We start from the raw sequence: 26884 nt of genomic DNA on the forward strand, positions 1-26884 counted from the left end.
GTCAGCGGTATGGATAACAAGGCAGAGACAGACCTCACGGACGCCCAAAGCGTGCCGCCCGCCGCGCCGGATCTGGTCGCGGCCCTGCACGCGGTCTTGCCTCCCCACTGCATCCTTTACCGAGAAGAAGACACGCGTCCGTTCGAATGCGACGGCCTGTCGTTGTACCGTGCCTTGCCGGCCGTTGTCTGCCTGCCCGAAACGGAGGCCCAGGTGCAAGCGGTCCTGCGCATCTGCCGCAAACTCAACGCCCCGGTGGTCCCGCGCGGCGCCGGCACCGGTTTGTCCGGCGGCGCCATGCCGCATCCCCAGGGTGTGCTGCTGGGGCTGTCCAAGCTCAATCGCGTCAAGCACATCGACACCGATAACGCCATCGCCGTGGTCGAGCCCGGCGTGCGCAATCTGGCGATCTCCGAAGCCGCCGCCCCCTATGGCCTGTACTACGCGCCGGATCCCTCCAGCCAGATCGCCTGTTCGATAGGCGGCAACGTCGCCGAGAATTCGGGCGGCGTGCGCTGCATGAAGTACGGCCTGACCGTGCACAACATCCTGCGCGCGCGCGTGGTCACCATCGACGGCGACATCATCGAACTCGGTGGGGAAGCCCCCGATGCGCCCGGCCTGGATCTGCTGGCGGTCTTCATCGGTTCGGAAGGCATGCTGGGCGTGGTCACGGAGATCACCGTCAAGCTGCTGCCCAAGCCGGCCTGCGCCCAGGTGCTGCTGGCCAGCTTCAACAGCGTGGAAGCCGCCGGCAATGCGGTGACGAAGATCATCGGCGCGGGCATCATCCCGGCCGGCCTGGAGATGATGGACCGCCAGGCGATCCACATGGTGGAGCCTTTCGTGCAGGCCGGCTATGACATGGACGCGCAGGCCATCCTGCTATGCGAATCCGATGGCACGCGCGAGGAAGTCGAGCACGAAGTCGAACGCATGGAGGCCGTGTTGCAATCCGCCGGCGCCACGCGCCTGCAAGTCTCCACGTCCGAGCCCGAGCGCTTGCGTTTCTGGGCCGGCCGCAAGAACGCTTTTCCCGCGGCGGGCCGGGTGTCGCCCGACTATTACTGCATGGACGGCACCATCCCGCGGCGTCATCTGGCGCGCGTGTTGAACGCCATCGAGCAGATGGAAGACGAGTTCGGCCTGCGTTGCGCGAACGTCTTTCACGCGGGCGACGGTAATTTGCATCCCTTGATTCTTTTCGATTCAAACAAGCCGGAAGAGACCGAACGCGCCGATAAATTCGGCGTGGCGATACTCGAACTGTGCGTACAGGTAGGAGGCACCGTGACTGGAGAGCACGGCGTAGGTATGGAGAAAATAAATCAAATGTGCGTCCAGTTTTCGCGCGAGGAGCTCGACGCGTTCCTTGCCGTCAAGCGGGCGTTCGACCCGGGTTGTCTGCTGAATCCTCAGAAGGTGATACCCACGCTGGCGCGTTGCGCGGAGTACGGCAAGATGCACGTACACGCGGGCGAATTGCGTTTTCCCGATCTTTCGCGCTTTTGACGCCTGGGCCGTTCATGGAATTCGTCCTGTCGGAATTGTGCGACCAGGTCATGACCGCGCACGCCGGGCATAAACCTGTCTTCATCACCGGAGGCGGCAGCAAGGCCTTCTATGGCAATCGGCGGCCGCTGCGGCCGCAGGATGGCCATTGCCTGCTCGACGTCACGGCCTATCACGGCATCGTCAACTATCAGCCCGCTGAGCTGATGGTCACGGTGCGGGCGGGCACGCCGTTGAAAGACCTGGAAGCCGTGCTGGCCGCCGAAGGCCAGATGCTGGCCTTCGAGCCGCCCCATTACGGGCCCCACGCCACGGTAGGCGGTTGCGTGGCGACGGGCTTGTCGGGCCCGCGCCGCATGGCCGCCGGCGCGGTGCGTGACTTCGTGCTGGGCGCGCGCCTGCTCGATGCGCAGGGCCGCGTGCTGAGCTTCGGGGGCGAGGTGATGAAGAACGTCGCGGGCTATGACGTATCGCGGCTGCTGGCCGGATCGCAAGGTATCTTCGGCGTCATCCTGGATGTGTCGCTGAAGGTGGTGCCGCGGCCGATGGAGGAGCTGACCCTGTGCCTGGAAGCCGACGAGGCCGAGGCACTGACCTTGTTCGCGCGCTGGCGCGGCCTGCCCATGCCTGTGTCGGCGACGGCATATTGCGCGGGCCAGTTGTGGGTGCGCCTGTCGGGCGCGCCGCCGGCCATCGCGGCGGCGCGCGCGCGTATCGGCGGCGAGACCGTCGACACTGACATGGCTGCGCGGCATTGGTTGTCCTTGCGCGAGCACACGCATCCTTTCTTCGATCGCGCGCACAGCCTGTGGCGCGTGGCCGTGCCGCCGGCGGCGCCGCCTTTGGAATTGGGTCCCTCCTTGATCGAGTGGGGCGGGGGCCAGCGCTGGCTGTGCGACGGCACGCAGGACGTTGCCGCCGACATGCGCGCCGCCGCGCAGGCACGGCGTGGCCATGCCACGCTGTTCCGGCCGGCACGCCAGGAAGACATTCCCGCCGATGGCGTTTTCCATCCGCTGCAGGCTGGTGTGGCCCAGATCACGCGCCGCCTGAAGCAGGAGTTCGACCCCTTGGGCCTGTTCAATCCGGGCCGGCTGATATTGGAGCTATGACGCATCATGCAGACCCAAATCGCATCATGGGCGCGCGACACCGATCTCGGCAAGGAAGCGGACGCCATCCTGCGGCGTTGCGTGCACTGCGGGTTTTGCACGGCGACGTGCCCCACGTATCAGGTGCTGGGCGACGAACTGGACAGCCCGCGGGGCCGCATCTATCTGATCAAGCAGATGCTGGAAGGCAATGAGCCGGGACCGTCGACACAGACGCATCTGGATCGCTGCCTGACCTGCCGCAATTGCGAGACGACCTGTCCTTCCGGCGTGCAGTATGGGCATCTGCTGGATATCGGCCGTCATCTGGTCGAGCAACGCGTGCCACGTCCCTGGCGGCAGCGGCTGCGACGGGCCTTGCTGCGCAAAGGCCTGAATTCACCCTTGTTCGCGCCGGCCTTGCGCCTGGGGCAGGCCTTGCGCGGCATCCTGCCCGCCGCCTTGCGGCGCAAGGTTCCCGAGCGTCGCGCCGCCGGCGCCTTGCCCGATACGCGCGGCCATGCGCGCCAGGTGCTGTTGCTGGCGGGCTGCGTGCAACCGGCAATGATGCCCACCATCGACGCGGCGACGGTGCGCGTGCTGGATGCCATCGGCGTCGGCGCGCGTCTGGGCGTGGGCGGTTGCTGCGGGGCCGTCAACTTCCATCTGGACGACCAGGATGCTGCCTTGCGGCAGATGCGCGCCAACATCGATGCGTGGTGGCCGGCCGTGCGCGATGGGGCGGTCGAGGCCATCGTCATCAATGCGTCCGGCTGCGGCGCCATGGTCAAGGAATATGCGCATCACCTGCGCCACGATGCCCATTACGCGGAGCGCGCGGCCCGTATCGTGGACATGGTGCGCGACGTGTCGGAAATCGTGGCGCCGCACGCCGCGCAACTGCGTGGGCGGCTGGCGGGCGCGCCGTCCGGACAGCCAAGGCTGCCGGGACGGCATGAGCCGCATGCACCCGTGCGCGCGGCTTTCCATCCGCCTTGCACCTTGCAGCATTGGCAGGCTTTGCGGCCGCTGACGGAAACCCTGCTGGCCGACCTGGGCTATGAACTGCAGCCCTTCAACGAGCAACATTTGTGCTGTGGTTCGGCGGGCGCGTACTCGGTGCTGAATCCGGACATCTCGCTGTCCTTGCGTGACCGCAAGCTGGCGGCCATCGCGCCCGCGCGGCCGGACATCATCCTGTCGTCCAACGTCGGTTGCATCGGCCATCTGCAAAGCGGCACGGCGACGCCGGTGCGGCACTGGATCGAATCGCTGGACGAGCGCCTGGCGCGGGCGCCCGCCAGCTGAATCATTCCACCGCCTTGCCCATGTCCTCGATGACCTTCTTGGCATCGCCGAAGACCATCATCGTGCGGTCCATGTAGAACAGCTCGTTGTCCAGGCCGGCATAGCCGGCCGCCATGGACCGTTTGTTGACGATCACCGTACGAGCCTTGTAGACCTCCAGAATGGGCATGCCGGCGATCGGCGACTGCGGATCGTTCTTGGCGGCCGGGTTGACGACGTCGTTGGCGCCCAGCACCAGCACCACGTCGGTCTGGCCGAACTCGCCGTTGATGTCGTCCATCTCGAAGACCTGGTCGTAGGGCACTTCGGCCTCGGCCAGCAGCACGTTCATATGTCCCGGCATGCGGCCCGCCACCGGGTGGATGGCGTACTTCACCGACACGCCCTTGGCGGTCAGCTTGGCCGCGAGTTCCTTCAGCGCATGCTGGGCGCGCGCCACGGCCAGGCCGTAGCCCGGCACGATGATCACGGACTCCGCGTTTTCCATCAGGAACGCGGCGTCTTCCGCGCTGCCCGATTTCACGCTGCGTTGCTGCGCGGCGCCGGCCGCGTCGGCCGCGCCCGCGCCATTGCCGAAGCCGCCCAGCAAGACGTTGAAGAAGGAGCGGTTCATCGCCTTGCACATGATGTACGACAGGATCGCGCCCGACGAACCCACCAGCGACCCCGCGATGATCAGCATCGGATTGTCCAGCGAGAAGCCGATGCCGGCCGCCGCCCAGCCGGAATAGCTATTGAGCATGGACACCACCACCGGCATGTCGGCGCCCCCGATGGGGATGATGATCAGCACGCCCAGGACGAAGGCGATGGCCAGCATCACGACGAAAGGCGTCCACGACTGGCTGGTGACGAACCAGATGCCATAGGCCAGCATGGCCAGGGCCAGCAGCAGGTTAAGGGCATGCTGGCCGCGAAACACCACGGGCGCGCCCTGGAACAGGCGGAACTTGTACTTGCCGGATAGTTTGCCGAAGGCGATGACCGACCCGGAAAAGGTGATGGCGCCGATGAAGGACCCGATGAAGATCTCGATGCGGTTGCCGAAGGGCAATCCGGCGCCGGGCACGCCGATACCGAAAGCATGCGGCTCGGCCACCACGGCCACGGCGATGGCGACCGCGGCCAGGCCGATCATGCTGTGCATGAAGGCCACCAGCTCGGGCATCTTGGTCATTTCCACGCGCAGGGCCATGACGGTGCCCAGGCTGCCGCCGATCAGCAGGCCCAGCAGCACCCAGCCCAGGCCGGGTGTGGCCATGCCCGGGCGGGCCAGGCCGGCGATCAGGGCCGCCGTGGTCAGCACGGCGATGGCCATGCCGGCGATGCCGAAGGCGTTGCCGATACGCGAAGTGGTCGGATGGGAAAGACCTTTGAGGGCCTGGATGAAGCAGACCGAAGCGATCAGATAGAGCAGGGTGACCAGGTTCAGGGAGATCATGCGTGACCTCCCTTGCCCGGGTTCGCCGCCGCCGGGCGGTCTTTCTTCTTGAACATCTGCAGCATGCGCCGCGTGACCAGGAAGCCGCCGAACACGTTGACGGCGGCCAGGGCCACGGCCAATACGCCCATGGCACGGCCCAGGCCACCTTCGGTCAACGCCGCCGCCAGCATCGCGCCGACGATGATGATGGCCGAGATGGCGTTGGTCACGGCCATCAGCGGGGTATGCAGGGCGGGCGTGACGTTCCACACGACGTGGTAGCCCACGTAGACGGCCAACACGAAGATGATGAGATTGATCAGGGTAGGGCTGATGGTGTCCATTCACGCGCTCCGCAAAACATTGCCGCCTTCGCAGACCAGGCAGGCCGCGACGATTTCATCTTCACGCTGGATCGCCAGCGCGCCATCCTTGGCGGTGATGAGCTTGAGGAAATCGAGCAGATTGCGCGCATATAGCGCGGACGCGTCGGTGGCTACCAGGGCCGGCAGATTGGTCAGCCCGACCAGGGTGACGCCGTGTTTTTCCACCACCCGGTCTTTTTCGGTGAGCGGGCAGTTGCCGCCCCGTTCGACGGCCAGGTCGACCACCACCGAGCCCGGCTTCATCGCTTGCACGGTTTCCGCGCTGACCAGCGTGGGCGCGGGCCGGCCTGGAATCAAGGCGGTGGTCACGATGATGTCGGCCTGGCGGCAGCGTTCGGACACCAGGGCGGCCTGGCGCGCCATCCAGGCGGCCGGCATGGGCCGCGCATAGCCGCCGACACCCTGGGCGATCTCGCGTTCTTCGTCGGTTTCGAAAGGGACGTCGATGAACTTGGCGCCCAGCGACTCCACCTGTTCGCGCGCGGCGGGGCGGACGTCGGAGGCTTCCACCACGGCGCCCAGACGGCGCGCGGTGGCGATGGCCTGCAGGCCGGCAACGCCGGCGCCAAGAATGACCGCGCGGGCGGCCTTCAGCGTGCCGGCGGCGGTCATCATCATGGGAAAGAGGCGGCCGTAATGGTGGGCGGCCAGCAGCACGGCCTTATATCCAGCCAGATTGGCCTGCGAGGACAGCACGTCCAGGCTTTGCGCGCGGGTGATGCGGGGGGCGGCTTCCAGCGCGAAGCCGGTGACGCCCGTGGCGGCCAGGGCGGCCAGGCCGGCGGCATCGAAGGGGTCCAGCATGCCTGCCACGATCGCGCCCGGCTTCAGCAGGCCCAGTTCCGGGCCGGCCGGCGAGCGTACCTTGAGCACCAGCTCCGCGCCCATTGCCTGGGCCGTCGTTCCCAGGCTGGCGCCCGCCGCGGTGTAGGCCTCGTCGGGATAGCGGGCCGCCGTGCCGGCGCCCTGTTCGACGCATACGGCGTGTCCGGCGGACACGTATTTCTTCACCGTTTCCGGTGTTGCAGCGACGCGAGTCTCACCCGGCAGGGTCTCGCGTGGAACTCCGACTATCATGGATCCTCCAGAATGCGCCGGTGCCGCGGGCCTGTCGCCAAGCCCTCTGCCGTGCGACGCACAGCCCTTTTGCAAGGGCGGTTTGCGTTCTCAGGTGATGCCGTGTAGCTCTGTTGCCGGGTGACATGATGCCGTGTTTGGGGCACTTTGTGGGGGTTATCGGGGGCGGGCAGGGGCGGGGCGTTAAAATGGTCCCTTTCCCCAGTTGATTTTTTCCTCATGTCGCATTCCCCCTCCAAAGGCCGTGTCGTCGTCGGTATGTCCGGCGGCGTCGATTCGTCCGTGACCGCTTGGCTGTTGAAGCAGCAGGGTTATGAAGTGATCGGTCTGTTCATGAAAAACTGGGAAGACGACGATGATTCCGAGTACTGTTCCACCCGCCAGGATTGGCTGGACGCCGCCAGCGTCGCCGACCTGATCGGCGTGGATATCGAGGCGGTGAACTTCGCCGCGGAATACAAGGATCGCGTGTTCGCCGATTTCCTGCGGGAATATTCGGCCGGCCGCACCCCCAATCCCGACGTCCTGTGCAATGCCGAGATCAAATTCAAGGCTTTCCTGGACCACGCCATGAGCCTGGGCGCCGAGCAGATCGCCACCGGGCATTACGCGCGGGTGCGCCGCGTCGATGAAGCTGCCGGCCCGCGTTTCGAATTGCTCAAGGCACTGGACGCCAGCAAGGACCAGAGCTATTTCCTGCATCGCCTGAACCAGGCGCAGTTGGCGCGCACCCTGTTCCCGCTGGGTGAAATTCCCAAGACCGAAGTGCGGCGCATCGCCCATGAAATCGGTTTGCACAACGCCGCGAAAAAAGATTCCACCGGCATCTGCTTCATCGGCGAGCGGCCGTTCCGCGAGTTCCTGAACCGCTATCTGCCCACCGCGCCGGGCCCCATCCTGACGCCGGATGGCAAGCGCGTCGGCACGCATGAAGGCTTGTCCTTCTATACGCTGGGGCAGCGCAAGGGCCTGGGCGTGGGCGGCGTCAAGGGCGCGCAGCGGGACGACGGGACTTCCGACGCCTGGTATTCGGCGCGCAAGGACCTGGGCAACAACACGCTATATGTGGTGCAGGGACACGATCATCCCTGGCTGCTGTCGCAAACCCTGACGGCTCAGGATGCCAGCTGGGCTGCCGGTGTGCCGCCCACGGCGGGCCGATACGGCGCGAAGACGCGCTATCGCCAGACCGACGCGGCCTGCGCATTGCGCGAGGCGGCGGGGACCGGTTTTACCTTGGATTTCGAAGAGGCCCAATGGGCCGTGACGCCGGGGCAGTCAGCCGTGCTGTACGACGGCGACGTGTGCCTGGGCGGCGGCATCATCGCCTGAGGCCATCAGGCCGCGGGCGGTACCGTGTCGATGAAGGAGTTGCGCATCATCAGCTTGTCGAACAGGCGCGCCAGATTGGCGTGGCCATCGCGCCAGTTCAGATCGGGGAAGCGCAGGTCCAGGTAACCCAGGGCGCAGCCCACGGCGACGTCGGCCAGGCTGTAGTTGATACCCATGCAGTGCGCGTGTTCGCCCAGGCTCTTGTCCATGGCGTCCAGGCTGGCGTGGATCTTGGCGTATTGGCGGCTGATCCAGTCGATGCTCTGCTGAGCTTCCGGACGTTGCTTTTCCTTGACGATGGCGACGCAGGCGTCCAGCACGCCATCGGCGATGGCTTCCCAGCACTTCACGGCAGCGCGGTCGCGGCCCGATTGGGGAATCAGCCGGGCGACCGGCGACAGCGTGTCCAGGTATTCGACGATCACGCGCGAATCGAACAGGGCGCCACCGTCTTCCATGACCAGGCACGGCACTTTGCCCAGCGGATTGAATTGCTGGATCTTGGTGTCGGGCGACCAGACGTTCTCGACGTCCATCCGGTAATCGAGTTTTTTCTCCGCCATGACAACGCGCACTTTACGTACGTAAGGGCTGGTATGAGAACCGATAAGTTTCATGGTGTCACAGTCATAGTCGGAAAGCGGCCGCAGTATACCAGGATGCCGCGGTCATGATTCGGGGCTGGCGAGCCACGGATGATAAAATCGTCCAGTTTTTCAACGGTTTCTCACCTTTCAGCCCTATTCCATGCATATCGCTCCCACACTCAGCCAACTCAATGCTCTTTCGCCGCTCGACGGTCGTTACGCCTCGCGCGGCGACGCCTTGCGTGGCCTGTTGTCGGAGGCGGGCTTCATGGCCCATCGCGTCGAAGTCGAAGTGGCCTGGCTGGTGGCGCTGGCCGACGGCGGCCTGCCCGAGCTGCCCCGTTTCTCCGACGAGGCGCGCGCCCGTCTGAAGCAGCTGGTCGACGAGTTCAGCGAAGCGGACGCCGCGCGCATCAAGGAAATCGAGCGCGTCACCAACCATGACGTCAAAGCCGTCGAGTATTGGCTGAAAGAAAAGGTGGCGGATCACGTCGAACTCTCCAGCGCCGCGGAATTCATCCATTTCGCGTGCACCTCGGAAGATATCAACAACACCTCGCATGCGCTCATGTTGTCGCGCGCATGCAACAACGTCGTGCTGCCGACCCTGAAAAAGGTCGCCGCCAAGCTGACGTCCCTGGCGCATGCCAACGCCGATCAGCCCATGCTGTCGCGCACCCATGGCCAGCCGGCCAGCCCGACCACCCTGGGCAAGGAGTTCGCCAACGTCGCGGCCCGCCTGCAACGCGCCATCGACGCGGTGGCCGCCGTGCAACCGCTGGCCAAGCTCAACGGCGCGGTCGGTAACTTCAACGCGCATCTGTCGGCCTATCCGGAAATCGACTGGGAAGCTTTCAGCCAGCGTGTCCTCAATGGCCTGGGTCTGACCCAGAACCGCCACACCATCCAGATCGAGCCGCATGACTGGATGTCCGCGCTGTTTGACGCCGTGGCGCGCGCCAACGTCATCATCCTGGACCTGAACCGGGATATCTGGGGTTACGTCGCCCTGGGCTATTTCAAGCAGCGCCTGAAGGAGGGCGAGGTCGGATCCTCGACCATGCCGCACAAGGTCAACCCGATCGACTTCGAAAACTCGGAAGGCAACCTGGGCCTGGCCAATGCCACCCTGCGCCATCTGTCCGACAAGCTGCCCGTGTCGCGCTGGCAGCGCGACCTGACCGATTCGACGGTCCTGCGTAACCTGGGCGTGGCCCTGGGCTACTGCATGGTGGCATGGGACGCCTGCCTGCGTGGCCTGGACAAGCTGGAGGTCAATGCGGCCGCCATCGACGCGGACATCGACGCCGCCTGGGAAGTGCTGGCCGAGCCGGTTCAGACCGTCATGCGCCGTTATGGCCTGCCGCAGCCCTACGAGCAACTCAAGGCGCTGACGCGGGGTAAAGGCATCACCGAAAGCGCTCTGCGCGAATTCATCCAGGGCCTGGCCATGCCTGAAGAGCCCAAGGCGCGTCTGCTGGCCATGACGCCGCGTTCCTATATCGGTCTGGCCGCGGAGCTGGCGCGCGCCGTTTAAGCCTTACCGCCACGCAGTATCAAACGCCCCCGCAAGGGGGCGTTTTGCTTTCCGGCTCGATTAATTCCGGCGCGATGCCGGGGCCGTCCTCGTGGCTTCGTGGATGGGGTACGGGAAAAATTGGGTTACTCGTGCATACGCCTTTGTATCTATTTCCATAGGCAAATTTGCTTAATAGTTGAGCAAAGCCGCCGTTGCCGCCCCAGCTAAAGGAACTATTTTCATAGGGGAGAGGCAAATAATTGGCTGTGGGAAGACCCCTGGGCACGCCACTTGCTTAAGGAGGTCACACATAGCAAATGCGAAACGCAATGGAAGTTTTTGCAAAAAATTCGAATGGGTGGGGAGCCACCTTGCTGGTCGACCCAGCCGAGAACGGGAAATTCCACTGGCGCATCCAGGTGGAGGACCGCAGGCGCGCGCCGGCGTCCCTCCGCTACATCTATTCGCCGGACAGTTTCCCCTCGGTTGGAGAAAGTATCGACGACGGCAGGGCAGTGCTGGAATCCCTCACGCCCGACGATCTGAACTGAATCTCGCATTACCCGTTTTCTGCTTCTTTGCGCTGCGGACGGAGGCGTTTGTCGCTTCCGTTTATATCTACCTCAATACATGGAGAATAATATGAGTGCCATGATGTGCCTGCCTTGCCAGAGCATTGCCGTTGCGACTTCGGGCCTGCAGGCCCACCCCAGCCTGGTGCACGAGGGTTTCGTGCGCCCGACTGAGAAACATCGCGAAAACCACCGGGAAGACCGTTATCGCTGCTCCTGCTGCCACACCCAGTGGGTGCGCGAAACCGACCGTTGGGGTATGGACATGGGCTTCCGTCTGGCACCCGTGCAGACGGGCGCACGGCCGCGTTTCATCTATACCGAAACGCCCGCGCGCATGGCGGAAAAGCGGATTTACCAGGTGCCGGCAGGTTGAAGGGAGCTGACGCGGAGTGATTGGATTCTGCAAGAATGCCTGGGTTCAGCCCGCATCATTCAGTTAGCCGACATTTGCGCGACAGCTCAGGGGAAGAAAAAAAGCCACGCTAAGCGTGGCTTTTTTTCGTTTGCCGGAAAGACGGCGTTCAGCTCGTAAGGGTCAGATCACGTGGAAAAGCCACAAGAGAATAATGACGGGAATGGGAATGCCCAGTAGCCAAAGCAGTATGCCGCGCATGACGGTCTCCTTATGCAAGCCCGGTCGCCGTCGACCGGTTCATCTTCCCCTATGCAAGGCGCATGCCCGTGTCGTGAAAGGTCTGCCGGCGTTCGCCCAGGCTGCCTTAATGCAGCCCGGTGTCCTGGTCGTCGCGCAGGCCCAGCAGGGCGAGGGCGGCCAGGTACGCGGCTTCATTGGCGCACAGGAAGACGGCGATGTCATTGGGATTGATGTTGTCGAGGACGTCGAAAACCTGGCTTTCCGCGCTGTCCGCGTCGGTGACGGCGGTTGCGTGGATTTCGCCGCCGGCCTCGACTTCCTCGGGTGGCACGATCTGCGCGATGGCATTCAGGTCCGGCGCGCTGACGACTGCGTAAGCGCGGATCACTTCGCCATCCAACGTCGTGTGCAGGGCGACGCCGCTGGTGATGTTCTGGCGGCGGGTGCTTGTAATTTCCATGAGGTTCACCTGGGTAGATTGCATTACCCCGTATGCCGTATTGCTTAAAAAATAAGCAGCATTACCGGGGTGTGTAGTGAAATATTCGCCAAACGTGGCGTTATAAGCGCGCCTATGTGCAACGCGCGGTAAGTGTGACCGTTAGTTTTTCGAGCTACGTAACATCCAGTTTCAATTAAACCGATTTTCGATTAAAATGTTTTTGACTTAAACCAGCGACAGTCTCATAGTGTCGTCGAGGTTTTCAAGCGTGCGGTATTGGTACAGTTGTCGAGTTCTTCCCGGTCTCCCTATTGTCACGTCCCTTGCTTGAAAGGCGCTCTTATCCCGGGCTTTTAATTGCCCTTTTATGCAAGGATCGACGGTATGGAAGAAACCGGCATCGTTAAGTGGTTCAACTCTGAAAAGGGCTACGGCTTTATTACTCCGGATGCGGGTGGTAAGGATCTGTTCGCGCACTTCTCCGAGATTCAGGGTTCGGGTTTCCGCTCGCTGGAAGAGAACCAACGCGTCACCTACGTTGTCGCAAACGGTCCCAAGGGCCCGCAAGCTACCAAGATTCAGCCGCAGTAAGCTGCTGATGACCTGCTTCAGCCGCTTTTCAAGCAGCTGACGCAACCAAAGCCCCGCAATTGTCGGGGCTTTTTTCATGGCCGCTCGCTTCGTCCATGCACCCCCGCAGCCCGCGATCGCTGCTTTTTTACAACGTCGCGGCCCTGCGCGCCACGCCTTGTGCCGCTTGGCGCCCAGGTCGGCCGGGCGGCGGGCCCGCTCCAGGTGATAATGAGAAAAATTCCAAGAATCTGGAGCGTGGTTTGTGATGAGCACGACGGGCACCCTTGGGGCTGCCTTGAGCACGGGCATCTGGAGCCTGATCGCCGGCACCGTGCTGGCCTGGTTATGCGAGGTCGGTTTGCGCCGCCATGCGTGGCCGGCGGGCTTTCTCTGGGTGGCGCGCTGCGCCATCGTGACGGTCATCGTATTGTTCCCTCAAGGGTTGCGGCTCTGGTTTCCGGGCGCGTTCGTGAACCAATACCTGCCGCACACTTTGACCACGGTTGAATTGAGTCTGCTGGTGAAAATCGCCCTGTGCGGGTCTGCCGTGGGCGTCTTCGTGGCCGCGATTTACGACCCCGGAGTGAAATAGTAATGGCGCGGAGATAATGTCTCTAGTCGAATACAAATAATCCTTTTGGCGCAAATCCGTGCATGTCTATATGTAAATCCAGGCGGCTGAGATAATCAAAACACACGGATGAGGGCTCGGGTTTTCCCTTATGAAGTGTCATCCTGGATGACAAATTTCCTGCACAATCCCTCCACAATTGGGAGGAGGGTGGGATACGTATATTCGGCCGAGGCGGCAATCGATGCTTCATTCCGCGGCGCCAATGCAAAAAGGCCTCCGCGTTAGCGGAGGCCTTTCGAATTCTTTGGTGGCGCATCCCTGATTCGAACAGGGGACCTGCGGATTATGATTCCGTCGCTCTAACCGGCTGAGCTAATGCGCCTTCTTCCAGAACGGTTCGCTAGGTGTCGCCAGGAACTGCTTCCTTGCGATCCAGAGCGTGCTCCAGGAAAGAACGAGATTCTAGCACGGAAAAAAGCAATTTCAACAGCCCCCGGCCACTTTTCATCCGCGGGCGCCGAACAGGGCAAACCACTCCCGTTCGTCCGTCCAGTAACGCACGTTGTGGAAGCCGGCCCGTTCCAGCATGGCCTTGAAGGTCGACGGCCAGTACTTGTACGAGTTCTCGGTATGAATACGCGCGCCGCGCTCGAAGCTGCGCTGGCCACGGGGCCAGGTCACGGTGAGGTCGGCTTCGGCCTGCAGATGCATCTCGATGCGCGACTGCGCCTCGTTGTAGAAGGCGACATGGGACCACTGCGCGACGTCGAAGTCGGCGTCGATGATGCGATTGGCATGGCGCAGCATGTTCAGGTTGAAGGCGGCGGTGACACCCAGGGCGTCGTCATAGGCCGGCTCCAGCAGGGCGCGGGGCTTGACCAGATCCACGCCGATCAGCAGGCTGCCGCCCTTACACGCCTGGCGTATCCGGGTCAGCAATGCCGCCGCGTGATCGGGAGCCAGGTTGCCGATGCTGGATCCGGGATAGAAGAACAGCCGCTCCACCTCGCCCACGTCGGGTGGCAGATTCAAGGTTTCGAAGAAATCGGTGCCCACGGCAACCAGGTCCATGTCCGTGTAGCGGGCGCCGAGACGGTCGACCGCCTGGCGCAGGTAATCGACGGAAATGTCCACCGGCACATACTGGGCAGGCGTCAGATAGGGGAACAGCCGCTCGGCCTTGACGCAGTCGCCGGCCCCAAGATCGATCAGGGTACGCACGGGGCCCACATGCCGCGATATCGCCGGCGCGTGGCGATCGACGATTTCGCGTTCGCTGCGGGTCGGGTAATACTCCGGCAACTGCGTGATGGCGGTGAACAGATTGGAGCCCAGTTCGTCGTATAGATACTTGGGGCTGATGCTGGCGCGCTCCGCGCGCAGGCCGCGTTCTATCTCCGTCCGGACGGCATCATTGTCTTCAGAGTGCAACTGATGGAAGCGGGGAGAAGGGTGGATCTTGACGTGGGCGTTGTTGTAGGTGGAAGCGTAGGACGGGTTGTACATTGGCGGCCTCGGGAGATGGTTCCTGCAGCGGCGTGGCACTGAGTCGCCCGACTAAGCAAGCTACGTGCCTGTCGGAGGGCTGCGGGAAGGGCCGGGATGCCTGGTCCGCACCGCGCCAAAGTCGTCGACCCAGCGACAATACCCTGATACTGTCGCCAACGTGCTTGCTGAAATAGCGCTTTACCGCTGGTTGCCAATACCAAACAAAGCGCTAACACACGGCGCCCAGAATAAAGGTGTCAGACGGGCGTTCGGCCCGTCGCCGCATTTTTCGTTTTGGAAAATGTTGGGAATCCTTCAAGGAGCCGCCATGAGAACGAATTCACATTCCGCCGAGATCGCCGCCAACAAGGACAAAGTCGCCGCCAGCTTCCGCGAGCTTGTCGCCGGTACGGAGGATCTGCTGCGTTCCACCGCCTCCTACACGGGCGAGGAAGTCGAAGGCGCCCGTAAGCGCCTGCGCCGTCAGCTGGACGCTGCCAAGGGCGTGGCCGGCGAATGGGAACAGACTGCCGCCGACCGTTATCGCCGCGCATCGGCTGTGACCGACGAGTATGTCCATGAAAACGCCTGGAAGTCGATCGGCCTGGCTGCCCTGGTGGGGCTGCTGGTAGGCGCCTGCCTGACGTCTGGCGACCGCCGCTAGGCGGCCACGCGCCTGGGGCGGCGTGCCGCGCGCGTTGCGCGCCGCGTGAGCCCAGGGCGCGGCGGGGTATATCACCATGACGTCCATCATCGTTGCCGGTTTCGAAAGCGTCGAGGCCGCGGAAAGCGCCATGCATGCGTTGCTGGCCGAGGGATTTCGCGACGACGCCGTGCACATCTTCCATGTGGACGGCGACGCGAAATACCTGGCGGTCCTGCGCCGCGCCGCACGCCTGGCGGTTTTGCACACGGCTATTTTCGCCGCCGTGGGCGCGGCCCTGGGAGCAGCCTGTGTGATGTATGTCCCAGGGGTCGCCGGTGTGCTGGCGGCCGCGCTGGGCGCGGTGGTCGGCGCGGTGGCGTCGGCGCTGTTTTCGGTCCTGCATCGCAACTGGCTGGGCGGTCCGCGGCGGATGGCCCTGGTGGCGGTGCTGGCCGAAGAGGGCGAGGAAACACAGGGGGCGCAGTTGCTGTCGGATGCCGGTGGCATCAGTGTGCCGCGCCGGGGCGCCCGCTGGCAGGGCTGGTCCGACGCGGCGGGCGCCGTTGCGGGACACGGCGGTAGCGGGAAGAGCCGCGACTTTCGATTGGTCAAGGCCAAGGAGGGCTAGCATGACAGCCACACATAACGACGAACACAAGATGCCCGCATCGGGCAATACCAAGGGCAGCGCCGACACGCCGGAGCGCACGCGGGAACAGACGCAGCGGGAAGGTCCGCCGCGGGTGCAGCACGAGCTCGACCGCAAGGAGCAGTGGGACGACGCCGCGGAGCACGAAGGCTACCAGCGTGGCAAGCAGGGCGGCTACAAAGGGGACTACGACCAGGGCAAGTATGAAAACCGTGACTTCGGTTTCAAGCCCTCCGAGGACGAAGGCCTGCCGGACGCGAGCGGCAAAGCGCCCGCGCCGCGGGACCAGAAGAACCAGGACCAGAAGAAATAATTAATCAAGCACCACGGCTGACTCGCACACACGCGGGATCTCAGCGGCCGTCGGAAAGGAGTCCGTATGAGATGGCTGGCGCGCTGCTTGGGCGTGGCGGTCATGGTGGCGGGTACGTTGTGCGGTTGCGCCAGCGTACCCGACACCGACCATCTATCCAGTGCCGGAAGTCAGAAGGGCGTGGCCACCGATTCAGGGTGGCAGAACTACAGGCGTAGTCAGGACATCGTCAAGAAGCTGGATGGCGACTCGGCGCCGCCGGCGCAGGGCGATTTCCTCGCGCGGCATATGCAGGTGGAGGAAGCCATCAGCGGCGCGCCGCTGATGATAGGCAACCGGGTCACGTTGCTGTCGGACGGCCCGGCCACCTACGCGGCGATGTTGCGCGATATTCGCGCCGCGCGTCAGTTCGTCCACATGGAAAGCTATATCTTCGATGACGACGAGGCCGGCCGCATGTTCGCCGATGCCTTCATCGCCAAGCGCCAGGAAGGCGTGGCGGTGGCGCTGATGGTGGACGGCGTGGGCACCATGGGTACGCCAGACACCTTGTTCAAGCGCATGCGCGACGCCGGCGTGCAGGTCGTCGTCTTCAATCCGGTCGACCCCGTGCGCGCCAAGGCGGGCTGGGCGCCCAACAACCGGGATCATCGCAAGCTGCTGGTGGTGGACGGCCGGGTCGGTTTCCTGGGTGGCATCAATATCAGCAGCGTGTATTCGTCGTCGCCATCAAGCGGCAGCGCATCGTCTGCATTGTCGTTTTCGCGCGGCAGCAGGCAGGCATCGGAGAAACCCGCGGGTTCGCCGACCCCGGATGCCAAGACCGCACCCTGGCGCGATACGCATATTCGTATCGAAGGGCCGGCGGTCGGTGAAATCGAGCGCGTCATGCAGGAAGGGTGGGCTGAGCAGCACGGCCCGCCGTTGGACGCGCGCGAGTTTTATCCTCGATCGACCCCGCAGGGACCGACCGTGATGCGCATCGTCGCCAATCGGCCCGGCGACAAGGATGGCTACACGCTGTACCTGACGCTGATCTCGGCCATCAAAAGCGCCCAACGATCCATCCACATCACCATGGCGTACTTCGTGCCGGATCCCGCATTCGTGGAAGCCTTGACGGATGCCGCGCGGCGCGGCGTGGATGTGGGCATGGTGCTGCCAGGCTTCAGCGATTCCTCGCTGGTTTGGCATGCGGGCAGGTCCTACTACACACAGCTGCTGGATGCGGGCGCGCACATCCACGAGCGGCGCGATGCCTTGCTGCATGCCAAGACCGCGGTCATCGACGGTGTGTGGTCGACCGTGGGGTCCAGCAATATGGACTGGCGCAGCTTCGCGCTGAACTACGAGTTGAACGCGGTCATCCTGGGGCCGGAGTTCGGCGGTGAGATGGAGGCGCTGTTCGCGCGCGACGTAGCAGAGGCCACGCCCGTCACCAAGGAAGAGTGGAGCAAACGTGGCTTCGACGATCGCTTCATGGAAACTTTCTCACGCTTGTTTGAACGCTTCTTGTAGATATGACGCAAACAAAAACGGACCGGTATGCGCCGGTCCGTTTTTTTTGGACATGCGCGCTGCATTAGCGCAGCGCGCTGCCTGGAAAGTATTACTTGCCGTAGCGCGTCTTCGCGTCGGCCATGCAGGCATCCTTCGCGTTGCCCGACATGACATCGCATTTTTCCTTCGCGACCTTGTAGTCGTTGTCGCGCTTTTCCTTGGTCGCGTCATGACGCGATTCGGCTTGTTCCTTGGCCTGCTTGGCATCGGCCTTGGCGTTGTCGCGCGTGGCCTTGGCCTGAGTCTGGCAGACGTCCTTGTCATTCCCCTTCAGCGCGTCGCAACGCTTCTGATCGGAGTTGTATTGCGCGTCGATTTCTTTCGGCGTCATGATGCTTTGCGCGTGGGCGCCGAAGGTCAGGGCGGACAAGCCGAGCAGGGCGGTTGCAAGAGTGGGTTTGATGAAGTTCATTTGGCTTCTCCTTCTTCTGGATCGATCATCGCGGCGCCAGGCGATTCCGCCATGAGCCGGGGTCTGCGGGGTCCGGCTTATTGCCGGGCTCTACAGTCGATAGCAACCGGTATGCCCGTCAGTTCTATCGTCCGTTCAAGGGCTGTGGGTACGCGGTTTGCTATGAGGAGACCACTGATGTCCATTACTGACTTTCCGGTCATCAAGTCCTTTCAGGTCAACCAAGTAGGGAGAAACTCCATGAAAACGAGCCGTCTTGTTTCCGTCTTGCTCCTGGCCACTGCATGCGCCTCGGGCGCCGCGATGGCCCAGCCCACGACGCCGTCGACCACGCCTAACGACTCGACGGCCACGCCGCCCAACAACTCCAAGGTGCCGCCGGGAACGCCCGCTCCCGCACCGTATTCGGGCAAGCCGACTGCCACGCAGCCGGTCAATCGCGATACGTCCAACAGCGATCTGAAGAATGAAAATGACCGTCCGCGTCAGCCTTCGGATATGGGCAACTCCAACGTGACGCCGACCCAGGGTGGCGGCGCACCGTATCCCAATCGCGGCAACAAGTAAGCGCCGCAGGGGGTAAAAGCGCGGGCCGCATTACGCGGCCCGCGTTTTTTATTGCGCGAGTAAATGCTGGTCGTGAATGTGGATTGTGGATGTGCATGTGCATGTGCATGATCGGCCGATAAACAAAGAGGGCGCCGGTGTCATCCGGCGCCCTCTTTATCTTTGCTGTTGCTGTCCGTGTGTACTACATCAGCCCCGCATCAGCTCAATATGCCCGCCGCATTTCCGCGGGCGGATACTTCAGCTGACCGCGGTACTTGGATACCGTGCGACGCGCGACGACCACGCCTTGCTCGCCCAGTTTCTGCGCCAGGTCGACATCGGAGAAGGGCGAGTTGCCGTCTTCACCATCGATCATTTCCTTGATCAGCGCGCGCACTGCCGCGGCCGAGCAGCTGCCGCCCGTGTCCGTATACAGTTCACGCGAGAAGAAGTGCTTGAATTCGAAGATGCCGCGCGGGGTTGCCATGTACTTGTTGCTGGTGGCGCGCGAGACGGTCGATTCGTGGATTTCCAACTCATCGGCGATTTCGCGCAGCATCAACGGGCGCAAGGCGATTTCCCCGTATTCGAAGAAGGTCTGCTGGCGCAGCACGATGGCTTCGGCGACGCGTTGTATGGTGCTGTAGCGCTGTTCGACGTTGCGGATCAGCCAGCGCGCTTCCTGCAGCTCTTGCGCCATCGGCGAGCGGTCGCTGTAGCGCGCGCTGCGGAAGAGATCCGCATAAGCGCGATGCAAGCGCGCACGCGGCATGGACGAGCGATTGGGGGTGACGATCCAGCGCCCGTTGAACTTCTGCACCGTCACGTCCGGCACGATATAGCTGGAGTCGGGCTTGGCATAGCGCAGGCCGGGGCGGGGATCGAGGCTGCGGATCAGCGCGCACGCGCTGCGCAGGTCGTCGTCGCTGCACTGGCAGCTGCGGCCCAGGCCGGAGAAGTCGTGTTTGCCCAGACGTTCCAGTTCATTCGCGACGATGTGCAGCGCCAGCTCGCGATTCTCGGTTTCCTGCGGCAATGCCTTCAACTGCAGCGTCAGGCATTCGGCCAGGTTGCGGGCGGCAATGCCCGGCACGTCCAGCTGCTGAACCAGTTTCAGCGCGACTTCCCATTCCTCGTGTTCGGCCGGAGGATCGAAGGCGCCTTCACCCGCCAGTTCTTCCAGGTCGGTGCGCAGGTAGCCGTCTTCATCCAGGCCTTCGATGACGTACGCGGCCAGCATGCGGTCGCGATCGGCCAGGCGATAGCTGCATAGTTCATTGCTCAAATGGTCGCGCAGGTCGAGGACGCTGCGGGCCCATTGGCCGACGTCGGTTTCGCCGTCGCCGGTGCCGCGGGCGGCGGGATAGTCGCCGGAGTATTCGGCCTGGGGATCCGGCAGCTCAGGCAATTCGGTCACGGATTCCGCCGGCACTTCGGCCGACGCGTCCGCGCTTGCTTCGTATTCGGTGGTCGCCGGCATGCTGACCAAGGCATCCGCCGTCAGTGCCTGTTCGGCGTCCTGGGCCTGTGCCTCCGCCAGCGCGGGACCGTCATCTTCCACTTCTTCCAGGAAGGGGTTGGTGGCCAGCGCCTGCTGGATTTCATGCGTGAACTCAAGCGCGGACATTTGCAGCAGTTTCACGGACTGCTGCAAGCGGGGGGTCAGGCTGGTCTGCTGCCGTGCCCTCAACTCGTAAGTGGCTTGTGCCAATTGCTGTCTCCGAATAACTGGTTGGGGGAAGACTGTTCCGCCCATTCACAGATAAAGGAAGCAAAGTCCGTGCCAATTTTCAAAACAGCGCAAAAATTTATTGATGGATGCCCGCAAACCCGCGCCAGTGCTGGCTTTGAACGGCACGACGTATGCTGACAAATCTGGTTAACGGTGGTTCTGGGCATCCAACTTGCGCGTTTGGACTGGCGGAATTACCTGCGCCGTGTAAGAACTTCAGAAGTTTCTCAGGAGCCAGGACAGGAGCGCGCCATCATGATCGATCGGACCAAGTCGCAAGAAGCTCGGCCCCAGCGAGGACCCCGCGGAGCCGGGTCTCCCGGTCTGCTGGGGTCGGCCCCTGGGGGGCCGCGCGCAGCGCGGTACGGGGGGGCCGACCCTTCTTCGATGAACAGCCTTGGCGAGCCAGGCCGCCAGGCGGTGGCCGTGGGCGCGGCGGCGGAGAGCCGCATCGTGGGGTCGGGCAAGCGCTCGGCCAGCGGGCCGGGACCGGCCATCATGGCGGCGCGCACGTTGGAGGGCAATGATGTCCTGAACCTGTCCGGCGAGAAGCTCGGGGTGCTGCAGGACATCATGCTCGATGTGCCGACCGGCAGGATTGCCTATGCGGTATTGGAGCGTGGCGGAATGATGGGCATCGGCGAGAAGCTGTACGCCATACCCTGGGAAGCCATGACCCTGGATACGGATCGCAAGTGCTTCCTGCTCGATGTGGACCTGGAGCGGCTGCGCCAGGCGCGCGGTTTCGACAAGGACAACTGGCCCGTTTCGGCTGACGCCGACTGGGCCGCCATCAGCCCCCCTCGGTAGCCGCGCCGTAGTTTCCAAGCCGGTTATAGAGCGTCTTCAGGCTGATGCCCAGAGTGCGGGCGGTGCGCCGCTTGTCCCCCTGGTGATGCGCCAGGGTGGCAAGAATCAGGTCCTGCTGCGCCTTCATCAACGACGTACCGACGGCCATCTGCACGCTGCCGGTGGCGATCCCTGTCACCTTGGTGGGCTTGCGCGTCGAGGCCAGAGCCGGGATTTCGACTTCGGTGTCAGCCATGATGAACGCGCGGTGCACCGTATTCTTCAGTTCGCGGACGTTGCCCGGCCAGTCGTATGCCGTCAGCGTTTCCAGGCTGTTCTTGGCGAACACCTTCTTGCCGCCCTCGGCGGCATTGAAACCGTCCAGGAAGCGTTGAGCCAGATAGGGGACGTCCTCGATGCGTTCCCGCAGCGGCGGCACGCGCAAGGGCACGACGGCCAGGCGATACAGCAAATCTTCGCGGAACAGGCCCTGTTCGACCGCCGCGTAAGGATCCCGGTTGGTGGCGGCGACGATGCGCACGTCCACCTTGACGGGGTGCAGGCCGCCGACCCGGTGGAACACGCCCGTTTCCAGCACGCGCAGCAGCTGGACCTGCATATCCAGCGGCATTTCCGTGACCTCGTCCAGGAATAGCGTGCCGCCGGTAGCGTGCTCGAAATAGCCGATATTCTGGGCAACCGCACCCGTGAAACTGCCTTTTTCGTGCCCGAACAGCTCCGCCTCGATCAAGGAAGGCGGAATGGCGCCACAGTTGACGGGTACAAAGGGCTGGTTGGCGCGCTCGCTACCCGAATGGATCGCCCGTGCCACCAGTTCTTTTCCACAGCCGCTTTCGCCCACGACCAGTACACTGGCTTCCGTGGTCGCAACCTTTTCGATCTGTTGGGCCAGTTGCTGCATGGCCGGGCAGAGACCCATGGCGGCGGGTTCGGGAACGGCAGGGCGGTCAACGCGCGCTGCGTTCTTGCGCGTCGAGGAGGGGCTGGGCATTCGAGTCTTACCTTTCTTGGGTGCTTTACGCGCCAATTATCATGGCGCGGTCGTCTGGGTCATGGTACTCATCAAGAATACCCGTCATTGCAAGCACATGAAAGCGGATGAAAATATTAGCCATCTGTACAAATTGATTACGAATATTTGGAAGACCGCAAGATAAGCTTCCGTGCTCGCCCTCTCTATGGCACCGTTTTCTCGTTTGAGCGGGGTGACGGCGTGACCGGCTAAAATGCTGGATGTAATCTCGACGCGGCCGGGCGGAAGCCGGCCGCGCCAGAGAAAAAAGATCGTATTCCTGGGAAATTTTGCGCATGCCACATGTTTTGATCGTCGATGATGAGTCGCCCGTGCGGACCGCACTGGCGGAAATCGTCAAAGACGAGGGGTTCACCGTTGCGCAGGCCAGCGACTTGCGTGAAGCGAAGATACAGATTCTGCGGCAGTCACCGGACCTGGTGCTGTCGGATCTGCAGCTTCCGGACGGCAATGGCCTGGAGATTTTCCAGGCGCTCAGCTCGCCCAATGTGGACGTCGTGTTCATCACCGGGCACGCGAGCGTGGAAAGCGCGGTGGACGCCCTGCGTCTTGGCGCCATCGATTACCTGCTCAAGCCGGTCAATATTCAGCGCCTGAAAATGGTGCTGGGCCGTATGCCGCGCAACGCGGATCTGTCGCCTTGGGGCGGCCCCTTCGAGGAAGACGGCCGCTTCGGCAAGATGCTGGGCCGTTCCGAACCGATGAAGCTGCTCTACAAGCAGATCGCCAAGGTGGCGCCTACCGAGGCCACCGTTTTGTTGATGGGCGATAGCGGCACGGGAAAGGAACTGGCCGCGCAGGCCATCCATGAGCTCAGCGCGCGCCGGAAAGGGCCTTTCCTGCCGGTCAATTGCGGGGCGATTTCGCCCAACCTGATCGAAAGCGAAATGTTTGGCCACGAGCGCGGCAGCTTTACCGGCGCGGACCGGCAGCACAAGGGCTATTTCGAGCGGGCAGCCGGCGGTACGCTGTTCCTGGACGAAATCACCGAGATGCCGGTCGACCTGCAGGTCAAGCTGCTGCGGGTGCTGGAAACCGGGCTGTTCATGCGCGTGGGCACCAATAAGGAAATTGCCAGCGACGTGCGCGTCGTGGCGGCGACTAACCGTGATCCCGAGGAAGCGGTGGCGGAAGGCAAGCTGCGCGAGGATCTGTTCCATCGCCTGAACGTGTTCCCGCTGGAATTGCCGCCCTTGCGGGAGCGTGGCGACGACGTGCTGTTGATCGCGCAGCGTTACCTGGACATCCTCAACAAGGAACGGGGCGCGGACAAGAAGTTCACGACGGGCACGCAGGACGCCATGCGCCGGCACGCCTGGCCGGGCAATGTGCGCGAACTCAAGAACTACGTGCACCGGGCTTTCATTCTGGCCGATGACAACGAGATTCGCGCGAATGTCGTGCCCTTGCAGATCGCGCCCGAGAAGGCGACCCTGGGTACGCAGATCACCGTGCCGGTGGGCGTGCCCCTGGCCGATGCCGACCGCCAGCTGATTTTCGCCACGCTGGAGCAGTGCGGCGGGGTCAAGAAGCATGCCGCGGAAATTCTCGGTATCAGCTTGAAGACGCTTTATAACCGCCTGGAAGAGTATGCGGCGGCTGGGCATTTTCCCAAGGTGGCGGATGGCGCCGGCAAGGGCGAGGCCGCTTTGAGCGAGTCGAAGTAATCCAGGTAAGGCTTGCTGTTCTGGAGCCTGAAGGATCCGAAGGGGCGGCTGATTGCCGCCCCTTTTGCATGCCTGCGCGGCAGTGCATGCCCATGCGTTCGCGGCATCCCGCTTGCGGTGGCGTCGTTTCCAGCCGCCGTGCCCTGAAGTTTCCAGACGCGCGCGGCGGCGCTGCGAAATGGAGGTAGAGCATGGCTGAAACGTTGAAGGGTTTATCCGTTGCCTTTTTGGCGGTGGACGGTTTTGAACAGGCCGAGTTGCTGGAACCGCGCAAGGCGGTGCAGGCAGCCGGCGCGCGGGCGGTGGTGGTCTCCGCCAAGACCGGCAAGATCCAGGGTTTCGAACACACCGACAAGGGCGAGCAGGTGGCTGTCGACCTGACCTTCGCCGAGGCCGATCCCGCGCATTTCGCGGCGGTGGTGTTGCCGGGTGGTGTGGTGAACGCGGATGACATCCGCACGCATCCCAAGGCGCGGGAATTCGTGAAGCGTATGCAGGATGCCGGCAAGCCCGTCGCCGTGATCTGCCACGGTCCCTGGTTGCTGATATCCGCCGATCTGGTGCGCGGCCGCACGTTGACCAGCTGGCCGTCCTTGCAGGACGATCTGCGCAACGCGGGCGCGAAGTGGGAAGACAAGGAAGTGGTGGTCGACAAGAACTGGATCAGCAGCCGCAAGCCGGACGATATTCCGGCGTTCAACAAGGCCTTGCTGAAGCAGCTGGAGGAAGCCGCGAAGGCGGCCTGAGTCCGCTGACCGCCTGATCCGCATTGCTTCATGCTAAGTAAATGGGCGCGAGATTTATCTCGCGCCCATTGTTTTTGCTGCCGCCGGATGACGATGGCGGTTTCAGCTCATGGCCTTAACCGCCGTTGCGAGTCGGGTTGGGTTTGGTGTGCGCCAGGCCCGCGCCGCTGTCGCCGACCACCCGATCCATGCCGATATCACCGGCAAGATTGTCGCCCTGGTCGTTTTCGACGTCAGCGCGTTCGCCCGTGCCCACGGAGTCGGTGTCGGTATCCGGGGCGTTGGGGCCCAGGTCGCTGCCCGAGTCGGAGGAGTCGCCCGGGCCCAGGGCCCGGTTGCCATGTCCCGGAGGAATGCCGGCATCGGCGTCCGCGATGTCGGCGGTATCCAGCGGGTCTACGACACCGGCGCCATCGCTGTCGTAGAACTCTTCATCGTTGTCCTGGGCGTCGTTGTCGGTGTCCGGATCAGCACGATAGGTGGTTTTATTGGTAGCCATATAAGCCTCGCTGCAGCGTGAAGCCGCGGTCATTGAGGGGCCGGCGCGGCGGCCGGGGATGGCCGGGTACCAGCAAGGCTTATGCCCCCGGGCGGCGGGGCGTCAGGCGGGTACGCTTTCGGCGGGCTGCGATTCGCGCGCGATGCTGGCGGTGATGTCGCGCGCGGGCTGGAAGGAATCCGCGCGCGCCATGGCCCAGTTGACCTCGAACACCTGATGGCGGAACTTGCCTTCCAGCAGCTCGCCCGGCGCCAGCTCCGGAAACAGCGAAGACAGCAGGCGCACTTCGGACGGTGAGATGCGCCGCGCGATATGGTGCGGCCGCAGTTCGCCGGGATGGGTCAGGCCGGCGGCCCCGATCAATTCAGCCAGCGCATGCAGGGTGTTGTCGTGGAAGTTGGTCACGCGGCGCGCCTTGTCCGGCACCACCAGCGCGCGCTGGCGCAGCGGATCCTGGGTGGTCACCCCGGTCGGGCATTTGTCGGTGTGGCAGGCCTGCGCCTGGATACAGCCGACCGCGAACATGAAGCCGCGCGCGGCATTGCACCAGTCGGCGCCCATGGCCATGGCGCGCGCCATGTCGAAGGCGGTGATGATCTTGCCGGACGCGCCGATGCGGATGCGCTCGCGCAGGTTCACGCCCACCAAGGTGTTGTGCACCAGGCGCAGCGCTTCGCGCAAGGGCGTGCCGACGTGGTCGACGAATTCCACGGGGGCAGCGCCGGTGCCGCCTTCGGCGCCATCGACCACGATGAAGTCCGGGGTGATGCCGGTTTCCAGCATGGCCTTGACGATGGCGAACCACTCCCACGGGTGGCCCACGCACATCTTGAAGCCGACCGGTTTGCCTTCCGACAGTTCGCGCAATTGGGCGATGAAGTGCATCAGGCCCAGCGGGGAGTCGAAAGCGCTGTGGCCGGCGGGTGAATTGCAGTCCTGGCCGATGGCCACGCCGCGCGCCGCGGCGATCTCGGCCGTGACCTTGGCGCCGGGCAGGATGCCGCCGTGGCCGGGCTTGGCGCCTTGCGACAGCTTGATTTCTATCATCTTCACCTGCGGCGTACAGGCGTTGCGCACGAAGGCTTCGGGCGAGAAATGGCCTTGTTCGTCGCGGCAGCCGAAGTAGCCGGAGCCGATATTCCAGATCAGGGCGCCGCCGGGTTTGCGGTGGTAACTGCTGATGCCGCCTTCGCCGGTGTCGTGCGCAAAGTTGCCCATGCGGGCGCCTTCGTTCAAGGCCAGCACGGCATTGGCGGACAGGGCGCCGAAGCTCATCGCGGAGACGTTGAAGGCCGACAGCGAATAGGGCTGCTTGCAGTCGGGGCCGCCGATGGTGATGCGGAAGTCGCTGTCGGCGACGTGGGCAGGAGCCAGCGAATGGTTGATCCATTCGTAGCGGTCGTCGTAGACGTCTTTCTGCGTGCCGAAGGGGCGCTTGTCGACTTCCTTCTTGGCGCGCTGGTAGACGATGGAGCGTTGGGCGCGGGAGAAGGGCGCGGCCTGGGTGTCGTCTTCCAGGAAGTACTGGCGGATTTCCGGGCGGATGGCTTCGAACAGGAAGCGCAGATTGCCCAGGATGGGGTAGTTGCGGCGAATCGCGTGGCGGGTCTGGATCAGGTCATAGATGCCCAGGCACAGCAGGGCCAGCAGCGGGATCGCGGCGCATAGCCACCAGGCCGAGTCCATGGCTGTCAGTACCACGGTAGCGAGCGTTCCCAGAGCGACCAGGGCCAGTGTCGTGAAGCGTATTGCCATCCAATGCATGTGCGGATCTCCGGATCGCGCG

Annotated in this window: 28 protein-coding genes and 1 tRNA gene; 17 read left to right on the plus strand and 12 right to left on the minus strand. The window is 63.5% G+C overall.

Annotated features, from left to right (window positions below):
* Positions 1 to 9 precede the first annotated feature (9 nt).
* From ASB57_RS02960 to glcF, 3 genes are read left to right on the plus strand one after another with little or no spacing between them, the layout of a single operon-like run.
* Positions 10 to 1512 (plus strand): FAD-linked oxidase C-terminal domain-containing protein, encoded by a 1503-nt coding sequence (locus tag ASB57_RS02960; protein ID WP_057650424.1) that lies wholly within the window; start codon positions 10 to 12, stop codon positions 1510 to 1512.
* Positions 1513 to 1526: 14 nt separating this feature from the next.
* Complete coding sequence (gene glcE, locus ASB57_RS02965; RefSeq protein ID WP_057650426.1) at positions 1527 to 2624, plus strand: glycolate oxidase subunit GlcE; 1098 nt, start codon at positions 1527 to 1529, stop codon at positions 2622 to 2624.
* 6 nt (positions 2625 to 2630) lie between these two features.
* Complete coding sequence (gene glcF / locus ASB57_RS02970) at positions 2631 to 3911, plus strand: glycolate oxidase subunit GlcF (RefSeq protein WP_057650428.1); 1281 nt, start codon at positions 2631 to 2633, stop codon at positions 3909 to 3911.
* Between the two features lies 1 nt (position 3912).
* Here the strand turns inward: glcF and ASB57_RS02975 are convergent, their stop codons facing one another.
* The 3 genes from ASB57_RS02975 to ASB57_RS02985 are packed head-to-tail and all read right to left on the minus strand — an operon-like array spanning position 3913 to position 6797.
* On the minus strand, positions 3913 to 5352 hold the full coding sequence (locus ASB57_RS02975; protein ID WP_057650430.1) for an NAD(P)(+) transhydrogenase (Re/Si-specific) subunit beta: 1440 nt from the start codon (positions 5350 to 5352) through the stop codon (positions 3913 to 3915).
* Positions 5349 to 5678, minus strand: a complete 330-nt coding sequence (locus tag ASB57_RS02980) for an NAD(P) transhydrogenase subunit alpha (RefSeq protein ID WP_057650432.1) — start codon at positions 5676 to 5678, stop codon at positions 5349 to 5351. Before ASB57_RS02980 ends, ASB57_RS02975 begins: the two co-directional genes overlap by 4 nt.
* Positions 5679 to 6797, minus strand: coding sequence for a Re/Si-specific NAD(P)(+) transhydrogenase subunit alpha (locus ASB57_RS02985; RefSeq protein WP_057650434.1), 1119 nt, complete (start codon positions 6795 to 6797; stop codon positions 5679 to 5681). It lies immediately after the preceding gene.
* A 219-nt stretch (positions 6798 to 7016) separates the two neighbouring features.
* Between ASB57_RS02985 and mnmA the strand changes: the two genes are divergently transcribed.
* Entirely contained in the window at positions 7017 to 8129 is a 1113-nt protein-coding gene (mnmA, locus tag ASB57_RS02990; RefSeq protein ID WP_057650436.1) for a tRNA 2-thiouridine(34) synthase MnmA, read from the plus strand.
* Between the two features lie 5 nt (positions 8130 to 8134).
* On the opposite strand, the gene ASB57_RS02995 is transcribed toward mnmA, so the two are convergent.
* Positions 8135 to 8746: a glutathione S-transferase gene (locus tag ASB57_RS02995; RefSeq protein ID WP_057650438.1), complete on the minus strand. Its 612-nt coding sequence runs from the start codon at positions 8744 to 8746 to the stop codon at positions 8135 to 8137.
* A gap of 130 nt (positions 8747 to 8876) precedes the next feature.
* On the opposite strand from ASB57_RS02995, the gene purB reads away from it, so the two are divergent.
* The 3 genes from purB (at position 8877) to ASB57_RS03010 (ending at position 11183) form a co-directional block, all read left to right on the plus strand.
* Complete coding sequence (gene purB, locus ASB57_RS03000; RefSeq protein ID WP_057650440.1) at positions 8877 to 10253, plus strand: adenylosuccinate lyase; 1377 nt, start codon at positions 8877 to 8879, stop codon at positions 10251 to 10253.
* A gap of 311 nt (positions 10254 to 10564) precedes the next feature.
* Positions 10565 to 10786: a hypothetical protein gene (locus tag ASB57_RS03005; protein ID WP_057650442.1), complete on the plus strand. Its 222-nt coding sequence runs from the start codon at positions 10565 to 10567 to the stop codon at positions 10784 to 10786.
* 91 nt (positions 10787 to 10877) lie between these two features.
* On the plus strand, positions 10878 to 11183 hold the full coding sequence (locus tag ASB57_RS03010; protein WP_231755327.1) for a hypothetical protein: 306 nt from the start codon (positions 10878 to 10880) through the stop codon (positions 11181 to 11183).
* Between the two features lie 346 nt (positions 11184 to 11529).
* On the opposite strand, the gene ASB57_RS03015 is transcribed toward ASB57_RS03010, so the two are convergent.
* Positions 11530 to 11865 (minus strand): hypothetical protein, encoded by a 336-nt coding sequence (locus tag ASB57_RS03015; RefSeq protein WP_057655870.1) that lies wholly within the window; start codon positions 11863 to 11865, stop codon positions 11530 to 11532.
* Positions 11866 to 12231: 366 nt separating this feature from the next.
* Between ASB57_RS03015 and ASB57_RS03020 the strand changes: the two genes are divergently transcribed.
* Together ASB57_RS03020 and ASB57_RS03025 are read left to right on the plus strand one after the other, a co-directional pair.
* On the plus strand, positions 12232 to 12438 hold the full coding sequence (locus ASB57_RS03020; RefSeq protein WP_057650444.1) for a cold-shock protein: 207 nt from the start codon (positions 12232 to 12234) through the stop codon (positions 12436 to 12438).
* A 247-nt stretch (positions 12439 to 12685) separates the two neighbouring features.
* Positions 12686 to 13012, plus strand: a complete 327-nt coding sequence (locus tag ASB57_RS03025; protein ID WP_057650446.1) for a hypothetical protein — start codon at positions 12686 to 12688, stop codon at positions 13010 to 13012.
* 287 nt (positions 13013 to 13299) lie between these two features.
* Here ASB57_RS03025 and ASB57_RS03030 read toward each other — a convergent pair.
* Both ASB57_RS03030 and egtD read right to left on the minus strand, forming a co-directional pair.
* A tRNA-Met gene (locus ASB57_RS03030) sits at positions 13300 to 13376 on the minus strand.
* A 122-nt stretch (positions 13377 to 13498) separates the two neighbouring features.
* Positions 13499 to 14500: an L-histidine N(alpha)-methyltransferase gene (gene egtD, locus ASB57_RS03035; protein WP_082621324.1), complete on the minus strand. Its 1002-nt coding sequence runs from the start codon at positions 14498 to 14500 to the stop codon at positions 13499 to 13501.
* A 310-nt stretch (positions 14501 to 14810) separates the two neighbouring features.
* On the opposite strand from egtD, the gene ASB57_RS03040 reads away from it, so the two are divergent.
* The 4 genes from ASB57_RS03040 (at position 14811) to ASB57_RS03055 (ending at position 17608) form a co-directional block, all read left to right on the plus strand.
* Positions 14811 to 15146 (plus strand): YqjD family protein, encoded by a 336-nt coding sequence (locus ASB57_RS03040; protein ID WP_057650448.1) that lies wholly within the window; start codon positions 14811 to 14813, stop codon positions 15144 to 15146.
* Between the two features lie 76 nt (positions 15147 to 15222).
* Positions 15223 to 15756: a hypothetical protein gene (locus ASB57_RS31790; protein WP_057650450.1), complete on the plus strand. Its 534-nt coding sequence runs from the start codon at positions 15223 to 15225 to the stop codon at positions 15754 to 15756.
* Position 15757: 1 nt separating this feature from the next.
* Positions 15758 to 16090, plus strand: a complete 333-nt coding sequence (locus tag ASB57_RS03050) for a hypothetical protein (protein WP_057650452.1) — start codon at positions 15758 to 15760, stop codon at positions 16088 to 16090.
* Between the two features lie 66 nt (positions 16091 to 16156).
* Positions 16157 to 17608: a phosphatidylserine/phosphatidylglycerophosphate/cardiolipin synthase family protein gene (locus ASB57_RS03055; protein WP_057650453.1), complete on the plus strand. Its 1452-nt coding sequence runs from the start codon at positions 16157 to 16159 to the stop codon at positions 17606 to 17608.
* Between the two features lie 91 nt (positions 17609 to 17699).
* Here ASB57_RS03055 and ASB57_RS03060 read toward each other — a convergent pair whose 3' ends face one another.
* Entirely contained in the window at positions 17700 to 18062 is a 363-nt protein-coding gene (locus ASB57_RS03060; protein WP_057650455.1) for a hypothetical protein, read from the minus strand.
* Positions 18063 to 18302: 240 nt separating this feature from the next.
* On the opposite strand from ASB57_RS03060, the gene ASB57_RS03065 reads away from it, so the two are divergent.
* Positions 18303 to 18629, plus strand: a complete 327-nt coding sequence (locus tag ASB57_RS03065; RefSeq protein ID WP_082621959.1) for a hypothetical protein — start codon at positions 18303 to 18305, stop codon at positions 18627 to 18629.
* Positions 18630 to 18834: 205 nt separating this feature from the next.
* Here ASB57_RS03065 and ASB57_RS03070 read toward each other — a convergent pair whose 3' ends face one another.
* Entirely contained in the window at positions 18835 to 20367 is a 1533-nt protein-coding gene (locus ASB57_RS03070) for an RNA polymerase factor sigma-54 (protein WP_082621325.1), read from the minus strand.
* Between the two features lie 363 nt (positions 20368 to 20730).
* Between ASB57_RS03070 and ASB57_RS03075 the strand changes: the two genes are divergently transcribed.
* Positions 20731 to 21153: a PRC-barrel domain-containing protein gene (locus tag ASB57_RS03075; RefSeq protein WP_057650462.1), complete on the plus strand. Its 423-nt coding sequence runs from the start codon at positions 20731 to 20733 to the stop codon at positions 21151 to 21153.
* Here ASB57_RS03075 and ASB57_RS03080 read toward each other — a convergent pair.
* The gene (locus ASB57_RS03080) at positions 21137 to 22144 is read right to left on the minus strand and encodes a sigma-54-dependent Fis family transcriptional regulator (RefSeq protein WP_057650464.1); all 1008 of its coding nucleotides are present in this window, start codon (positions 22142 to 22144) and stop codon (positions 21137 to 21139) included. The two genes, ASB57_RS03075 and ASB57_RS03080, sit on opposite strands and share 17 nt — an antisense overlap.
* Before the next feature lie 317 nt (positions 22145 to 22461).
* Between ASB57_RS03080 and ASB57_RS03085 the strand changes: the two genes are divergently transcribed.
* Complete coding sequence (locus ASB57_RS03085) at positions 22462 to 23853, plus strand: sigma-54 dependent transcriptional regulator (protein ID WP_057650466.1); 1392 nt, start codon at positions 22462 to 22464, stop codon at positions 23851 to 23853.
* 191 nt (positions 23854 to 24044) lie between these two features.
* Entirely contained in the window at positions 24045 to 24599 is a 555-nt protein-coding gene (locus ASB57_RS03090) for a type 1 glutamine amidotransferase domain-containing protein (protein ID WP_057650468.1), read from the plus strand.
* A 115-nt stretch (positions 24600 to 24714) separates the two neighbouring features.
* Here the strand turns inward: ASB57_RS03090 and ASB57_RS03095 are convergent, their stop codons facing one another.
* Positions 24715 to 25098 (minus strand): hypothetical protein, encoded by a 384-nt coding sequence (locus ASB57_RS03095; protein ID WP_231755328.1) that lies wholly within the window; start codon positions 25096 to 25098, stop codon positions 24715 to 24717.
* Between the two features lie 102 nt (positions 25099 to 25200).
* A complete protein-coding gene (locus ASB57_RS03100) occupies positions 25201 to 26862 on the minus strand; it encodes an FMN-binding glutamate synthase family protein (protein ID WP_057650470.1) in 1662 nt (553 codons plus the stop codon).
* Positions 26863 to 26884 lie beyond the last annotated feature (22 nt).

The organism is Bordetella sp. N (assembly GCF_001433395.1).
Taxonomy (GTDB): domain Bacteria; phylum Pseudomonadota; class Gammaproteobacteria; order Burkholderiales; family Burkholderiaceae_B; genus Bordetella_C.

Bases quoted from the DNA above. Each gene is read 5' to 3' on its own strand.
- egtD (WP_082621324.1), bottom strand. From the start codon at position 14,500: ATGTACAACCCGTCCTACGCTTCCACCTACAACAACGCCCACGTCAAG.
- ASB57_RS03100 (WP_057650470.1), bottom strand. From the start codon at position 26,862: ATGCATTGGATGGCAATACGCTTCACGACACTGGCCCTGGTCGCTCTG.
- ASB57_RS03005 (WP_057650442.1), top strand. From the start codon at position 10,565: ATGGAAGTTTTTGCAAAAAATTCGAATGGGTGGGGAGCCACCTTGCTG.
- ASB57_RS03020 (WP_057650444.1), top strand. From the start codon at position 12,232: ATGGAAGAAACCGGCATCGTTAAGTGGTTCAACTCTGAAAAGGGCTAC.
- ASB57_RS03040 (WP_057650448.1), top strand. From the start codon at position 14,811: ATGAGAACGAATTCACATTCCGCCGAGATCGCCGCCAACAAGGACAAA.
- purB (WP_057650440.1), top strand. From the start codon at position 8,877: ATGCATATCGCTCCCACACTCAGCCAACTCAATGCTCTTTCGCCGCTC.
- glcE (WP_057650426.1), top strand. From the start codon at position 1,527: ATGGAATTCGTCCTGTCGGAATTGTGCGACCAGGTCATGACCGCGCAC.
- ASB57_RS03060 (WP_057650455.1), bottom strand. From the start codon at position 18,062: ATGAACTTCATCAAACCCACTCTTGCAACCGCCCTGCTCGGCTTGTCC.
- ASB57_RS02985 (WP_057650434.1), bottom strand. From the start codon at position 6,797: ATGATAGTCGGAGTTCCACGCGAGACCCTGCCGGGTGAGACTCGCGTC.
- ASB57_RS02980 (WP_057650432.1), bottom strand. From the start codon at position 5,678: ATGGACACCATCAGCCCTACCCTGATCAATCTCATCATCTTCGTGTTG.
- ASB57_RS03055 (WP_057650453.1), top strand. From the start codon at position 16,157: ATGAGATGGCTGGCGCGCTGCTTGGGCGTGGCGGTCATGGTGGCGGGT.
- ASB57_RS03075 (WP_057650462.1), top strand. From the start codon at position 20,731: ATGAACAGCCTTGGCGAGCCAGGCCGCCAGGCGGTGGCCGTGGGCGCG.
- glcF (WP_057650428.1), top strand. From the start codon at position 2,631: ATGCAGACCCAAATCGCATCATGGGCGCGCGACACCGATCTCGGCAAG.
- ASB57_RS03010 (WP_231755327.1), top strand. From the start codon at position 10,878: ATGAGTGCCATGATGTGCCTGCCTTGCCAGAGCATTGCCGTTGCGACT.
- ASB57_RS31790 (WP_057650450.1), top strand. From the start codon at position 15,223: ATGACGTCCATCATCGTTGCCGGTTTCGAAAGCGTCGAGGCCGCGGAA.
- ASB57_RS03080 (WP_057650464.1), bottom strand. From the start codon at position 22,144: ATGCCCAGCCCCTCCTCGACGCGCAAGAACGCAGCGCGCGTTGACCGC.
- ASB57_RS03095 (WP_231755328.1), bottom strand. From the start codon at position 25,098: ATGGCTACCAATAAAACCACCTATCGTGCTGATCCGGACACCGACAAC.
- ASB57_RS03085 (WP_057650466.1), top strand. From the start codon at position 22,462: ATGCCACATGTTTTGATCGTCGATGATGAGTCGCCCGTGCGGACCGCA.
- ASB57_RS02975 (WP_057650430.1), bottom strand. From the start codon at position 5,352: ATGATCTCCCTGAACCTGGTCACCCTGCTCTATCTGATCGCTTCGGTC.
- ASB57_RS03050 (WP_057650452.1), top strand. From the start codon at position 15,758: ATGACAGCCACACATAACGACGAACACAAGATGCCCGCATCGGGCAAT.
- ASB57_RS03025 (WP_057650446.1), top strand. From the start codon at position 12,686: ATGAGCACGACGGGCACCCTTGGGGCTGCCTTGAGCACGGGCATCTGG.
- mnmA (WP_057650436.1), top strand. From the start codon at position 7,017: ATGTCGCATTCCCCCTCCAAAGGCCGTGTCGTCGTCGGTATGTCCGGC.
- ASB57_RS03015 (WP_057655870.1), bottom strand. From the start codon at position 11,865: ATGGAAATTACAAGCACCCGCCGCCAGAACATCACCAGCGGCGTCGCC.
- ASB57_RS03070 (WP_082621325.1), bottom strand. From the start codon at position 20,367: ATGGGCGGAACAGTCTTCCCCCAACCAGTTATTCGGAGACAGCAATTG.
- ASB57_RS02960 (WP_057650424.1), top strand. From the start codon at position 10: ATGGATAACAAGGCAGAGACAGACCTCACGGACGCCCAAAGCGTGCCG.
- ASB57_RS03090 (WP_057650468.1), top strand. From the start codon at position 24,045: ATGGCTGAAACGTTGAAGGGTTTATCCGTTGCCTTTTTGGCGGTGGAC.
- ASB57_RS02995 (WP_057650438.1), bottom strand. From the start codon at position 8,746: ATGAAACTTATCGGTTCTCATACCAGCCCTTACGTACGTAAAGTGCGC.
- ASB57_RS03065 (WP_082621959.1), top strand. From the start codon at position 18,303: ATGAAAACGAGCCGTCTTGTTTCCGTCTTGCTCCTGGCCACTGCATGC.